Origin of the sequence: Brachybacterium kimchii (assembly GCF_023373525.1) — a bacterium.
In the GTDB taxonomy this organism is placed as follows: Bacteria; Actinomycetota; Actinomycetes; order Actinomycetales; family Dermabacteraceae; genus Brachybacterium; species Brachybacterium kimchii.
Genome location: NZ_CP097218.1, coordinates 1,008,854 through 1,021,429 on the forward strand (window position 1 = coordinate 1,008,854; position 12,576 = coordinate 1,021,429).

General features: G+C 68.9%; 11 protein-coding genes. 1 reads left to right on the forward strand and 10 read right to left on the reverse strand.

The genetic code is table 11. The annotated features are described in order from the left end of the window. Positions 1–8 precede the first annotated feature (8 nt). The 4 genes from M4486_RS04930 to M4486_RS04945 are packed head-to-tail and all read right to left on the reverse strand — an operon-like array spanning position 9 to position 9,445. Complete coding sequence (locus M4486_RS04930; protein WP_249480019.1) at positions 9–1,508, reverse strand: sialate O-acetylesterase; 1,500 nt, start codon at positions 1,506–1,508, stop codon at positions 9–11. Then, entirely contained in the window at positions 1,508–3,811 is a 2,304-nt protein-coding gene (locus M4486_RS04935; protein WP_249480021.1) for a hypothetical protein, read from the reverse strand. The genes M4486_RS04930 and M4486_RS04935 overlap by 1 nt, the downstream gene beginning before the upstream one ends. Then, positions 3,811–4,587: a hypothetical protein gene (locus M4486_RS04940; RefSeq protein WP_249480023.1), complete on the reverse strand. Its 777-nt coding sequence runs from the start codon at positions 4,585–4,587 to the stop codon at positions 3,811–3,813. The genes M4486_RS04935 and M4486_RS04940 overlap by 1 nt, the downstream gene beginning before the upstream one ends. 43 nt (positions 4,588–4,630) lie before the next feature. Beyond that, positions 4,631–9,445, reverse strand: coding sequence for a hypothetical protein (locus tag M4486_RS04945; RefSeq protein ID WP_249480025.1), 4,815 nt, complete (start codon positions 9,443–9,445; stop codon positions 4,631–4,633). 68 nt (positions 9,446–9,513) lie between these two features. Between M4486_RS04945 and M4486_RS04950 the strand changes: the two genes are divergently transcribed. Then, positions 9,514–9,879, forward strand: a complete 366-nt coding sequence (locus M4486_RS04950) for a hypothetical protein (protein ID WP_249480027.1) — start codon at positions 9,514–9,516, stop codon at positions 9,877–9,879. Here M4486_RS04950 and M4486_RS04955 read toward each other — a convergent pair. The 6 genes from M4486_RS04955 to M4486_RS04980 all read right to left on the reverse strand — a co-directional run bounded on the left by M4486_RS04955 (position 9,846) and on the right by M4486_RS04980 (position 12,549). Then, positions 9,846–10,235 (reverse strand): hypothetical protein, encoded by a 390-nt coding sequence (locus tag M4486_RS04955; RefSeq protein WP_249480029.1) that lies wholly within the window; start codon positions 10,233–10,235, stop codon positions 9,846–9,848. The two genes, M4486_RS04950 and M4486_RS04955, sit on opposite strands and share 34 nt — an antisense overlap. Before the next feature lie 99 nt (positions 10,236–10,334). Further along, on the reverse strand, positions 10,335–10,976 hold the full coding sequence (locus tag M4486_RS04960; protein ID WP_249480031.1) for a phage tail tube protein: 642 nt from the start codon (positions 10,974–10,976) through the stop codon (positions 10,335–10,337). A 76-nt stretch (positions 10,977–11,052) separates the two neighbouring features. Further along, entirely contained in the window at positions 11,053–11,475 is a 423-nt protein-coding gene (locus tag M4486_RS04965) for a hypothetical protein (RefSeq protein WP_249480033.1), read from the reverse strand. Further along, positions 11,472–11,795: a DUF5403 family protein gene (locus M4486_RS04970; protein ID WP_249480035.1), complete on the reverse strand. Its 324-nt coding sequence runs from the start codon at positions 11,793–11,795 to the stop codon at positions 11,472–11,474. The genes M4486_RS04965 and M4486_RS04970 overlap by 4 nt, the downstream gene beginning before the upstream one ends. Further along, entirely contained in the window at positions 11,795–12,154 is a 360-nt protein-coding gene (locus M4486_RS04975; RefSeq protein WP_249480037.1) for a hypothetical protein, read from the reverse strand. The genes M4486_RS04970 and M4486_RS04975 overlap by 1 nt, the downstream gene beginning before the upstream one ends. After that, entirely contained in the window at positions 12,151–12,549 is a 399-nt protein-coding gene (locus M4486_RS04980) for a Gp19/Gp15/Gp42 family protein (RefSeq protein ID WP_249480039.1), read from the reverse strand. The genes M4486_RS04975 and M4486_RS04980 overlap by 4 nt, the downstream gene beginning before the upstream one ends. Positions 12,550–12,576: the final 27 nt, after the last annotated feature.

A 12,576-nucleotide genomic window follows, 5' to 3' on the forward strand; every position in this document is an offset into this window, starting at 1 on the left:
GTGCCTCCTCAGGCGGTGGTGACGACGGGTGTGGCCTCGCCGGTCTCGTTGATGGTGGTGACTCGCACCTCGACCGGGCCAGTGGCCGTGAGCGTGGCGGTCGTGCCGAGCGCGGGCGTGTGCGTGACGCCTGTGGCCGCCCAGGTGCCGCCCGGGGCGCGCCACTCGACCTGGTAGTCCGTGGCCCGGCACCAGGCCGCGTCCCAGGACACCGTGACCGTGTCGCCCGAGCGGTGCGCGCGGACGTGTTCGGGGCCGATTGGGCCGACGCCGGGCCGGTTGAAGCTCGCGCGCTGGAGAGCGTCGAAGAAGCCGCGTCCCATGACCTCGAGGGCGTGGGTGGACAGGTGGGTGGGGTCGCCCGGGTTGTGCATCCCTGGTGGGGTGGGGGCGAACGCCGTGAACATTCGGCGGGCGGGGGTCTGCTGGTGGGCCGCGTCGATCGTGACGCCGCCCGCGCCGCCCTGCCGGTCCGGGGACATCTGGCCGACGACGAACGGCACGTCGGGGGCGTCGAGCTGCTCGCGCACCCAGTCGATCAGCCCGTCGAGCTTGGCCGCGTACTGGTCGGCGATGCCGGTGTCGCCCTCGCCCTGATGCCACAGGATGCCCGTCAGGCGCGCCCCGTCACCGGCAGCGGCCAGGGCGTCCTTGCACTGGCGGACTGCGTTGATCGCGAGGTTCGTGCCATCGTCCGGGGCGGTCCAGTCCCATGTGCCGCCCTGCGCGGGCGCCGAGGTGGAGAAGCCCGTGGCGCCCCACGCCGAGGGCACGATGAGGATCCGTCGGCCGGGCTGCTCCTGCCGGTAGCGGCGCGCGAACGGGATGCCCAACCCGGTGCCGGTCGCATTCGTGACCGGGCCCTGGTGGAGGAGGGGCTCTGTCGCGGACAGGATTCGGCCGGCCTCGGGCTTGTTCGCCGCCGGGTACTGGTCCACGCCCGGCCACGGGTCACGCACTGCGGATGGCTGGCCCTGGCCCTTCATGTTCGACTGGCCGATCAGGAGGACCACGTCGTAGGGCTGCGTGGCTGTGGCGGCGTCGCCCGTGTAGGCGGTGCCGTCTGTGCGGACACCGAGGGCGACCTGGCCGGTCTCGTCGGTGACCGCCCACGCCCACCCTTCCACGCTCAGTGGCTGGATCTCCCCGGCGACGGTCGGGTTCACGACGCCCTCGGAGTCCGGGTGCAGGCGAAGCCAGGTGCGGGCCTGCGCGTCGACGGCCCGGGAGATCTTCCCGGCTTCGTCGGTCTCAGCGAGCATCCACTCACCATCGGTGGGCTCCACGGTGGGTACGTACTCGAGGGTGACCTCCGTGGCCTCGAGGCGGTCCTCGATGTCGTCGAGCGCGGTGGCCGTCTGCTCGTCTGTTTCGGTGCGGGCGAGCTTCTCCCGTGCGAGAGCCTGATCCGTGGCGACGGCGAGGGCCTTCATGTCCCGCGACTGGATCTTCATATCGTCCCCGGCCTCGGGGTAGGGCAGCGACTCGCTGCCGGTGTACTTCACCATCAGGCACCTCCTTCAAGGGGCTTGCGTTCCATGTCGATGTAGCGGGCGCCCGCCCAGGCGGACTCGAGCGCCGAGTAGTGGCGGCCCTGGTAGGCGGCTTCGAACGCCTCATAGGTCGCGTACGTCGTCATCGTTCGCACGACCCGCACCGTGAGGGAGAGGGTTGAGCCGTCGCTCCCGTGGGATTCGGACTTGCCGATCACGAGGACCTCCACGGAGAACCCGAGGAAGGTGGTGGAGTCGACGAGGATGACGTCGCCGAGCTGGATCCTGGGGTCGTAGGCGATCTCGAGATCCGTCAGGGTGATCAGCGGGGTCGCGAGTCGCTCCGAGAGCCAGTCCGCGACGCGTTGCGCGTCGTCCTCGCGGCCCCAGTAGTCGAGCTCGTGCGTCAGGTCCGGCGCCCATGTCGGGCCGGTCGTCGTCCCGTCCTTCGATGCGTCCGCGAGGGTCACGAGCCCGTACCCGCGGATGAGGGGGAGGGTGACGCCCCGGCGGCGCTTGTACAGCGTCTCCTCGTCGTCCGGGGTGGAGAGTTCCATGGTCCTGGTGTCCGCCGTGGAGATGGAGAACTTCAGGGTGCGCAGGCCGAGCCGTTCGATCTTCGGGGTGAGCTGGCGTCCCCACGTGTTCACGCCGAGGCTGTTGTCGACGCTGGCGCCGTAGAAGCTGCCGTACCCGTGGTTGAAGTCGTCGACGTGACCGTTGACGTCGGCCAGGGTGGTGTCCGGCCAGATCCATTCCTGGTCGTCGTCGGGCTTGATGAACTCCTCGTAGACGACGCCGTTCGGATCGAGCTGAGCTGCTGAGGATGGCTGATACAGCAGCACCCGCTCCTGCCGCATGTAGTTGTAGGCGACGGCCTGGTAGTTCACGTGCACGGTGCGGCGGGTGGCTTGGAGGGACTCCTCCCAGCCGAGGGAGAAGATGTCCTGCGCGGTCGTGACCGTGTGCGAGGCGCGCTGCGCGTAGAGCACATCGGATGCGGCGACCTGCATGGTGCCCGTCTCGTCCAGCCACATCGGTGTGAGCGTCGCTTCGGAGGCTTCGTCGAGAACCTCCGAGGCGGACACGTTCTCGAGCGTGCGCTGGATCTGCTGAAGACGGACCAGATCGCTGCGGCCCCAATGCCGGACCTTCGATCCCACGGAGTGGGAGGAGAAGCCGCGCCACTGGGTGAGCGTCAGGTTCCCGACTCGTGCGGCCACGAGGCTGCCCGTGAACGTGACGAGCGACAGGGTCGTCCCGGTGTTGAACGTCGTCCCGAGGGTGATCGTGGACTCCGCGGCCCCGTTGCGGGTGCCCGAAGGAGTGTTGACTGTGGGGGCTGTGTACCGGATGGTCTGCCCGCCGGCGGGGATGAACAGCTCGATCCACTGGGAGCCGTCAGCCGCGTCGACCTGCAGGTTGACCGTGGTCTCAGCGATCAGCATCCCCCCATTGGGCACAGTGCCGCCGGAGGAGGCCTGAATCCACAGGGACGTCGCCCCGGACGGGTTGTGCGTCAGGTAGAAGCGCAGAGCCCGGTCGTCCGAGAACCTCAGGTAGGCGACGGCCTGCACTCCGGTCCAGCGGAGCCACACGCGGACCCCATCGCCTGTCGAGTAGGCAGCGTGCTCGCGAGGTTCGTACGAGATGGACCCGGCGGCCTGGTATGTGAACCCGTCGCCATACTGGAGGTCGAGATCGTCGGTGGAACGGCCGATCGTCCCCAGGTCTGGGTAGAACGAGCCTTGCATGTCGACGGACACGACCGTGAGGCCCTGTGCCCCCGAAGGCGTGGACACGCCCCAGCCGCCCGCCCGCAGGCACTTGTACATCGCGTACCAGGGGCGCACGTAGACGGGCACGTACTCGCGGTAGACGCCGTTGGACTGCATCATCCCGGGCATCTGATAGGCGACGGGCTCGATCGTGATGACCCGGTCAAGCTGGTCGGAGTCGTCCACGATGCTCGAGCTCAGGGTGTCCACGTCACCGGTGGTCTTGTCGATCCTCCCAGTGAAGACCTTCCAGGTCGTGCCGGTGTCCCCGACCCAGACATCCACGCGATCGCCCGGGGAGGGCGGCCATCCGTTGCGGCGGGACCAAGGCGACGCCGGCACATCCACGACTGCCGCCTGCGGGGACCACTTGATCGTGCCCGTGCGGGGCTTAATGCCGGAGACCCCGCCGATCGCGTCTGGCATGTCCGAGGAGAGCTCGGCGTCGAACGAGAGGGACTCCGCTTCCCGTGCGATCCCGTTGACCTCTACTCGGCGGCGCCACTGGGGGACACCAGCTGCGAGGGAGCCCTCCTGCATCAGGACACCTCCATCACGGTGAAGCTCACGGCGTTGACCGGCCCGTGCTGGTCGATGGTCTTCAGCGCTGATTCCAGGCCGTCGACGATCGCAGTACGGCACCCGTGCCCAGTCGTGTACGGGGTAGCGACAGGAGTCCACGACAGCTGGGGTCGAGCGAGACGCTTGACAGTGGAACGCACTCCCACGTCGACCGTTGCCGCTCCAGCCGGAGGAGTCAGAGTCATCGACGTACGGTGCAAGCCCTTGACGGTGCTTGAGGCGCGTCGGTCTCCTGTTCCGATGCGGTTGCCGTCGAGGTCGCTGTAGATCGTGATCAGCTCGGGTGCGCTCACTCCGTCGCCGATGACATCGAGCGACCAGGTGAACGGCCGGCCCGGCAGCACCGGGATGCCCTTGAACAGCCAATCGGAGCCGGTCTCGAGATCCACCAGCAGGGACCTGGGCGTCCATGTGCCGTCTGGCGTCTGCAGAGGCCCCCCGTCGAGCGTGTACGCCGGGGTCGCGCGCTCCAGGAGTGCTGCCTCGTTCGGCGTCAGGAGGTTCCCCACCTGCGCCTGCACGGGCAGCCAGTGCCACGGGCCCGGCCCCCAGGCGCCCTGTGCGAACGCGTCGAGATGCAGCAGGTCCTCAGGGTGCCCGACGGGGATGCTCACGCTCCAGGTGCGCGCCGATCCAGGCAGATGCTGCGCCCGGCGACGCCCTTCGAGGGTCGTCTGCACCGAGTAACGGTCCTCACGCGACACGTCTTCGGTGTCGGTGTAGGGGATCTCCATGAGGCGCCCGGCGGGCCCGATCAGCGGACACAGCATGCTGTGCTCACGCCCTTTCTGTGACGAGCGAGCGACGGTTCGATCGGGCCGAGTCGACCATCACGCCGTAGAACTCGCGGCCGTTGAGATTCACGACCGGCTGCCACCGACCGAGCGCTGCAACCAGGGCATCCTCGATGCCGCCCGGGGTCGCATCGGCTGGCCCGACGCTCCCCGTGGCGGTCGACACGTCTGGCAGCCGGGTCATGGTCGTCATCGACGCCTGAGCTGCGCCGACCATCTGATCCAGGCCCTGCACGAATCCGGCCCCGGTGTACTGGCCGAGACTGGTCATCACACGGGACGGCGAGTGGATCTTCAGGTTCTTCTTGACCGTGGTGACGACGGACTTCGCGAGGACTGACGCGGCCGAGTTCACGGCCTTCAGCTGGGACTTCAGCCCGTTCGCCAGGCCCTGGGCGGCCTGCACTCCAGCGCCGTACATCTGGTTGGCGACCGAGGCGCCGGCTTTGTCGGAATTCCCCTGCAGCTTCTTGTACGCGGACGAGATCGACTTCAGCTGCTTGTCCGAGGCCTTCAGAAGGCTGGCGGACATCTGCGCACCATCGACTGCGCCAAGCTGGGCGATCTGGTCGATGACGCCCTTGTCGAGTCCACGCTTGCCGAGGCGACGAAGTCGTGAGGCGAGCGCTCCGACGGATGCGGCCGCGTCCTTGAAGCCCTTGGTGATGGTCTCGGGCGACATCTTCAGCGAGTCGGAGGTGAGACTGAACGTCCCGCTGAGCTTGTCCGACAGGGATCCCGCGTAGTTGTCGCGCAGCTTCACGGCGTCGGCGAGCTTCTCATTGGCCGACTTCAGGCGAGCCGTCAGACTCTCCCTCTGCTTCGCGAGATCCTCCAGGGACGCGGTCGTGGTCGCGGCGTACTTCGTCCAGAACGCCTTCGCCTGCACCTCGGCGGTGCCGGTGACGTCGGCCTTGCGGATCTTCGCCATCTGGTCCTGCACGGCCCGGATCCGCTTCTCGACCGTGGACAGACCGGCCTGGGCGCTCTTCGCGCTCGAGGTCGACACGGTGCTCGTGCGGGTTTTGACCTTGCCGGTCTTGGTCTTGCCGACGACGGAGACGACCTTCCGGGTCGCCTTCGCGGCCTTGCGGAGATCCTGCTGCTGCCGGCGCAGCGACGTCAGCTGATCGGAGAGGCCGCTCAGCACGTTCGCCTTGGACACCTTGCCGCGCTTGGAGAACTCGGCGGTGATGCCCTTCGCGAGCTGCCCGACGGTGGACTTCACCTTCGACTCGTTGTCCTGCAGGCCCTGGATCAGACCGGCGACCGAGTAGGAGCCGATCTTCGCGAACTCCTTCGACGGGGAGTGGATGCCGAGTGCGGACTTCGCGGAGTTCAGGGCGCCGGAGGCGAGACCCTTGAGCTTGCCGTACAGCGCCCCGGCTGCGCCGCCGACGCCGTTGATGATGCCCTGCACGATGTTTCGGCCCACCGAGGTGAATCGTCCGACGAAGCCGGTGACGGCGGCGAGAGCCCGGTTGCCCATGTCGCGGAACTTGTTCACGACCTGGGCGGCCTTGCCGGAGACCGCGGAGATGATCGCGGAGAGGATCGACGTGAACGCCGACTTGATCGCGTTCAGCCCGGAGGAGACGGCGGAGCGGGCCGCAGCGATCTTGCTCGAGAAGAACGAGACCACGCTGGCGAGCTTCGAGGACACGACCGACGCGACCGCGGCGAGCACAGACGAGAACGCGGATCGGACGGCGGCGAGTCCCGACGAGACGGCGGAGCGGGCGGCGGAGATCTTGCTGGTGAAGAACCCGACCACGCGAGAGAGCACCGACGACACCACCGACGACACGGCGGACAGTGCCGTCGAGAAGGCAGAGCGCACGGCGTTCAGTCCCGACGAAACCGCGGACCTGGCCGCCGCGATCTTGCTCGAGAAGAATCCGACGATGCGGCCCAGGACGCTCGAAACGACCGACGCGGCGGCGGACAGTGCCGTCGAGAACGCGGCGCGCACGGTGGCCATACCGGAGGACACGGCCGCGACTGCCCGCGCGCCGAGGGACACGAAGAACGCGACAACCCGGCCGACCCAGCCGGAGATCCACGAGCCGACCGCCCCGAGGATCGAGGACACGAACCCGAGAACCCCGCTCAGGGCACCGGAGACGGTCGAGGAGACCGCGGCCCACGCGCCGGCCCAGTTCCCCTGCAGCAGCGCGAGGAACCCCTGCAGGATTCCGGTGATGAAGGCCAGGGCGCCGGAGATCACGGTCCCGATCAGGGAGAACGCGACCGATGCGGCGTTCCCCAGGAACGTGAACGCGGGCGCGAGGACGCTCATCAGGAAGGACACGAGCGGCGTCAGCAGCGTGTAGATCTGGGTCGCGATCTGCGCGACGACGGTCATCAGCGGCGTCAGGGCGTCGCCGATCTGCTGCAGCATGGCGAGGAAGGATCCTGCGATCTGCTGCAGGACCGGGACGAGAGTGCCGGTCACGAAGTCGATGACGGGCTGCAGGAACCCCATGATGGCCTGGCCGAGCCCGGCGATCGCGGTCCGGAACTGCTCGCTGGTGTTCCACGCGTACACGAACGCGGCGACGAGCGCGCCGACGATCGCGACCGCCGCGGCGATCGCAGCAACCACGATCCCGACGACCGGGGCGACGGCCGCGATCGCGGACCCGACGGCAGTGGCCGTTATGCCGAGGCCGGCGAGACCGGAGACGATGCCGATGACCGCGCTGATGATCGGGGCGAGGGCCGTGAACAGCGACACGGCGCCGGCGACCAGCCCACCGATCGCTACGGCAGCTGCCGCGAGGCCGGCGGCGAGCCCCGGGTTCTGCTGCACCCACGAGGCGATCGCCGTGACGGTCTGCTGGATGAACGGTGCGACGGCGGAGATCGCCGAGACGAGGACACCACCGAGGACTTCCGCCACCGACGAGAGGGCAGGCATCAGCGCAGCCACCACGGGCGCGAGCGCCTGGATGGCGGTGCCCAGCACGGGGCCGATCACGGACGCCAGGGTCCCGGCGAACGTGGCGACAGAGCCGATCGCGGAGGCGAGGGCGGGCAGCGCGGGAGCGAGAGCCTGCACCCCGGACAGCACGCCCTGGAAGAACGTGACGAGGCCGCCCTGGAACGCGGGGTTCTGGAACGCGGCCGAGATCGCGGTGAGGGCGACAGAGCCTATCTGCCCGGCGAGCGTCATGATCTGCGCGAGTGTCGGCGCAAGGGACACGAACGCGTCGCCGAGCGCGGACACGCCGGGGCCGAGGGCGGCCATCGCGTCGTGAGCGCCCTGGAACACGGTCGTGAGGGCGCCCTGGAACGCCGGGCCATTGACGGCGGCGTTCACGTTCGCGAGGCCGTCGGCGAGCGCGCCGAGGGACGCCCCGCCGGCGTTTGCGGCAGCAGTCGCGAATCCAGCGAGGATCCCACCGGTGTTGGCGAGGATGGAGCCGAGGTCCTGGAGGGCGGCGATACCGCCGTCGATCCACTGGAACAGCTGGCCGTTGTCGGTGTTCGTCTGCACCCAGGCGGAGAAGCGCTCGCTGATCTGGTTGAACCAGCCTGCGAGCTGCGGCAGGTATGCGGAGCCCGCATTGGCGAGGTTGAGGAGCCCGTCGGTGAACCAGGCGATGCCCTCGGCTGCGATGTCGATGGAATCGCGGACGTTCGCGAGGATCCCGTTGATGAAGCCGAGGTTCGTCGGAGTGTTCAGCGCGCTCGCCATCGAGGAGAAGAACCAGCCGAGCTGGGTGCCGACCTCGCCGAGGCGGGCCGACAGCATCGGCAGGGCGTTGTTCGCGAGGTCGCGGATGGGCCCTGCTGCCTTCCCCCAGAAGTTCCCGGAGATCTTGTCCTGGATCGCCCCGAACTTCGGGCCGAGGTCGCCAAGGTACTTCCCGGCGTCCTTGAGGGCGGCGACCATCACGCCGACACCGACACCGAACCCGGCGAACAGGCCGGGCAGGGCGAGCGCGGCAGGCGCGATGGACGCGAGGCCAGCGCCGATGCCGAGGAGGTTCGACGTGCCAGCGAGCGCACCGGCCGAGAGGGTTCCGATCGCGGTGGTGACGGCGGCGAGCGCAGGAAGGGAGCGGTCGAGGTTCGTGATCACGCCGCGGATCGACGAGCCGAAGCTCTTCAGGACGCGCGCGCCCGAGAGAGCGGCGAGCGCGGTGCCGACTTTCGCGAGGGAGGCCTTGGTGACGGTGAGATTGATCGGGAGCGAGCGTGGGCGGGTGAAGGCGGCGAGCTTCGCCGAGGCCATGCCGTGGTCGAGGTCGACGTTGGCTTCGATCTCGCCCTTCTGGTCGTTGATGTCATCGACCATGTGCTTGAGCTCGGCGCGCCAGGCGGCAGCCTTCTCAGGCTCGACGGGAATGGTGGCCTTGAGGGAGCGCTCGACCTGCTCGAGCTTGGCCTTGAGCTCGGTGCGGAGGTGCTCGCCGTCGACGGTCGCGGGGATCGCGGCCTCGGCGGCATCGGCGGCGCGCTGCGCCTGGGCCTTGAGGCGGGAGACGAACTTCCGGTCGAGGTCGCCGAGGGTCGCGGGGATCTCGACCGGGCTGCGCGAGGTTGCCTTCTCAGCAGTCTCGCGGGCGCGCTCGGCGGATTCGCGGATGGTGCGGGGGTCGATGGTGGCGGGGATCTCGGCGCGGATGTCCTTGAGGCGCCGCTTGATGTCGGCGACGGCGGCGCGGCCGAGGTTGACTTCGGCGGGGATCTGGACCTTGAGCTGCCGCTCGACGCGAGCGAGGGACTTCTTGAGGTCCTCGCGGAACCCCCGGGAGTCGGGCCAGACCTTGATGCCGATCTGCTCTGCCACGTCGGCCTCCTCCCAGGGGTTCAGCTGGTGAGCGCGGTGAGGGCGGCGCCCCAGTTCATGTCGGCGACGTGCTCTGCGCGTTCGGTGATGCGGACCTTCTTGGGCTTAGGCCGCTCGACGGGGTGCTTGAGCTTGGCCTTCTTGTTCGTGCCGGACGCCGCCGTGTTGAAATTGACGGCGTCGATGAGGTCCGCGAGCAGAGATGTCTCGAGGGACCAGCCGCGCCATTGCTCGCCGCCGAGCTCTTCGGCTCGCCACAGGGAATCGGGCTCTGTGGCGAGGCGGCGGAGGCAGGCCTCGAGCAGGTGCAGGCGTGGACTGTCCAGCTGCTCGTAGAGGTCGAGGCGGTAGAGCGCCCAGAGGTCTCCGATGACCTCGGGGCGCTCAGCGGCCCAGTCGCTCAGTCCTCGCCTTTTCCCATCTCGCTCGCGTAGGCGATGGTGAGGTCCATGGCGCGCTGCATGCCGCCCTGGCCCATCGTGAACTCGTCGAACTTGTTGCTGTCCAGGGCGAACTTCTCGGACACGTAGTCGATGAGGTCGGCGACGGCGTCGAGGTCGAGATCCTGGATCGAGAAGTCCTTCTCGTCCGCGTCCTCGGTGTCCTCGTCGACGTCGTCGAAGACGTCGAGACGGATCAGGCGATTCGTGAGGCGGGCCTGGTCGGAGCCCTTCACCTTGGAGAAGGGCTTCAGGAGCTCGTGGCCTTCGACATCGGCGAACTGGCGCTGCTTCTCGGCGTCCTGCTCGGCCTGGGGAGTCTTCCGGTCCTGCGGGGTCTTCGTGGGCATGGTGGCGTGAGCCTTTCTGTGAGCGGTGTGAGCCGGGGGATGGGTGGGGCCTGCCGCCGCGCCGGCTCACGGGGGCGCGACGGCAGGCGGATCAGGGGGTCAGGCCTTGGAGGACTTCGCGGACTCGACGGCGCCGCTGCGCGCGGCCATCAGGCTCTGGCCCTCGGGCGCGGTGATGCCCGTGCGCGAGCGCGGCGGGAACCAGCGGAACTGCTTGGCCTTCGTCGGGGAGTCCAGGAGAGCCACGTTCAGGGGCCACTCCATGTACTCCTCGAGGTCGAACGTCGGGAGGTCGCCGATGATCGAGGTCTTGTAGAGGTAGAGCGACGCCACGAGTGCGCCCTCCTCCGAGATGATCTGGATGGCCTTCTCAGCCGCCACGAGCGAGGAGCCGACCGCGTAAGAGTCGGTCTCCTCGTCGTACTCGTAGTCGGAGAAGCCCAGGGCGAAGGTGTCGCGCGAGGTGTTGACGGCGTTGATGACGCACGAGCGCGAGGTGGGCTCGCGGGAGACGCCCGTGTTGAGGCGGTCCCAGGTGCGCTTGTTCGTCACGTCGCCGCCGTCCTTGTCGAACTCGATGAGGTTCTCGCTCGAGGTGTCCCCGAGCCAGGTCCAGTCGCCGAAGGTGGCGGGCTTGGAGAAGTCGAAGGCGGCGAGGTCGATCGGGTCGGCGTCCACGTCGTTGTAGAAGACGTGGCCGATGCCGGCGATGTGACCAGTGAACTCGGTGATGTCGGCCATGAGTGTTCCCTCCAGAGGGTGTGCGTGAGGGCGCCGCCGGCGGTGCCGTGGCGCTCAAGGGGTTGCGGGTGTGCGCTCAGTGCCGTGCGGTCACGGCGAGCGCTGCGGTGTAGGCGTAGAGCCCGGTGGTGCCTGTCGGCGGGGTGGTAGCCCTGGCGGGCTGCTGGCGGTCGCTCAGGTGGCTCAGCCACCCGTGGTCGGTGGTGGTGCCGGCGCGCCACAGGCGGTAGAGGCCGCCGTAGACGTCGTCGCACAGCTCCTTCGCGGCCGCGCGCTCGGTGGCGGCCGTGTGCAGGGTCAGGGTGAACGTGGCTCCGGTCTCCGGGCGCCCGTTGGCGATGCCGGTCGCGGGGGAGCAGTCGACGATCACGAGGGGCAGGTGGTCGCGGAGGTCGGTGGGCGGCTCCGTCTCGACGGTCACGGGCTGGGTGCGGCCGGCGACAGTCTCGAGGACGAGCGTGCGCATGAGCGCGGAGGCGTCGAGGGAGAAGCGGGTCATCGGTGGCGCTCCGCGACGGTGCCGAAGACGTGCTTGCCGGGGACGTAGGAGACGGAGGAGTCCTTCGACCCGTGGGCGAAGTGGCCGTACTCGATGGAGAGGGCTGCCCGGTCGGTCGAGGTGATGAGGCGGTCGGTGACGCCTCGGGACCCTCGGACGCGTTCCTTCTTGATCGAGGAGGCGAAGTGGCCGGTGTCGGAGTGGCGGGACGCTTCAGCGGAGACCTCGGCGCGGATGCCGTCCGCGGCTCCATCGAACTCCGGGAGCTCGCAGGCGATCTTCGCGGCGCGCGTGCCGATGTTCTTGGAGAGGCTGACCATCAGTGCACCTCCGCGAACTCGGTGGAGAGGGTGACCTCGAAGTGGGCTGTACGGCGAGACATCGCGTACCCGCGGGGGCGGCCCTGCTGCTGCAGGGTCTCGCCGACGATCTCCGGCGGGCCGGCGTCGATCGTCACCTGGGAGTAGGGGCCGCCGGGCCAGACGCCGGCGCCGATCACGGTGTAGGTCGAGAGGACCGATAGGCCGAGGCCCTGGGCTTCGGTCGCGGAGATCGGCTGCACCGAGACGCCGCGAACCGGCACCGGGGCGCCGGGGCGAACCGTGGTCCCGTCGACGTCCTGGACCCGCTCCATCGGGGTGACCGTGACGGAGTGGGGGCCGCTGGTCAGCAGGCTCACGCCGGCCACCCCCAGCCGCGCGTGATGCCGATCCGGCCGGTCGTCCCCGGCCGCAGGGGCGAGTACGGGATCAGCGTCTGCCAGTCGGAGTCGGGGATCCACACGTTCGCCGATGCCGACAGCGACGACATGCCGTAGGAGTAGGAGCCGTCGGACTCGCGCTCGTAGCCCTCGGGGTTCCGCAGCACGCGCGCCACGGCAGGGAAGACGACGTCGATCACGTCCGCGCGATCGACGACGCCCTGCGTCACCCACTGCTCGAGCAGGGGCAGCTTGCGCAGGAGGAAGCGCACGGCGGCGTCGACGTCCCCCTCGGGTTCGTCGTCACCGAGCAGAGGGCCACCGTTCCAGCGGTCCTTCATGTCGTTCCAGGTGATGCCGAGCTTGTTCGACACGTCCGCTCCTCCTTGTCGGTCGGGCCG